Source organism: Paenarthrobacter sp. PH39-S1 (assembly GCF_030063245.1).
Classification (GTDB): Bacteria; Actinomycetota; Actinomycetes; order Actinomycetales; family Micrococcaceae; genus Arthrobacter_M.
The window spans coordinates 1-987 of record NZ_JASISR010000113.1 but is presented as its reverse complement, the minus strand read 5'-3'; the positions used below and the strand labels follow the sequence as shown (position 1 = coordinate 987).

Genomic DNA, 987 nt, shown 5'->3' with positions numbered 1-987 from the left:
ACAAGTCCGCGGACGACGGCCCGTGCGGCGTGGGCAACTTCGCCGGGCAGGGCCCTTCCATTTAGGGGTGGTTTGATGAACTCGACCTCAATGCCGCTGAAGCGCGTGAGTGGTCGCAGGTCCTCCCGCAGGCGTTCGAAGGCTGTGGCGACGGGCTCTTCCACCAGGTCCGTCGTGCGGTCGCTGAGGGTGCGGAGCCCGACCAAGGCTTTGGCGGTGAGGTCGGTGGCGGTGGAGCGGGCTGTTGCATTGTCCAAGGAGGTTGAGCGCAGGGCTGCCAGGAGGGTCTCCAGGGTCGTGGAGTGCAGATCGGTCAGTTCCGCCGTCACGCGGACGCGTTCAGCTGAGGCTGCCCGTGATTCCAGCAGGTACGACGGCGGCGCGTCGGCTACTTTCTCCTGGATCCGCCGGGCAGCAATGCGCCACAGATACGTCACCAGGTCCAGCCCGGCGTTGTGCCCTGGATCGGCCGGGTGCGGATCCGTGAGGACGAGGAGGGCGTGGCTGGGGGAGTGTTTGAGGGCGAGTACGGGGCGGGGCCGGCCGGCGAGCTCGGCTTCCCCGAACCAGGGTGTCTCATCCGAAAGGGCAGCGCGAAGCGTGTCAAGCTCGGCGATGGAGACCCGGGAAATGATTTCTTCCTCGCCAGCCTTCTTCTGCGGGCGCCCCGTGCAGTCTTCGGTGAAGATGACCAGCGCGCTGCTTTCCAGGTAGGGGAGCGTGGCATCACGTAGTCGCTCCGCGATCTGGGTCAGGGGGGCATCGGCCAATGCTGCCACCTCCTGCAAGAGCGGCCACGGCAGGTCTGGAAGGGGCTTGGTGGATTCTTTCAGTGGCTGGTCGGTGGCTGCGCTCATCTGGGTAGTCTACCGGGGGCGGGAATGTCTGGCCAGTCCTTAAGTGTAGTCAGAACCGTCAGAAAACAGTGTTACCCCTACCCGTTTGTTTCGGGATCATGGATATCAACCAGAATCATCCGTTCGGCCG

At 64.6% G+C, this 987-nt stretch carries 1 protein-coding gene; it reads right to left on the bottom strand.

Annotation, left to right across the window (positions count from 1 at the left end):
* Window positions 1-857: LuxR family transcriptional regulator (locus QMG52_RS21760; RefSeq protein ID WP_283562483.1), on the bottom strand; the 857-nt coding region annotated here is incomplete at its 3' end.
* Between the last annotated feature and the right edge of the window lie 130 nt (window positions 858-987).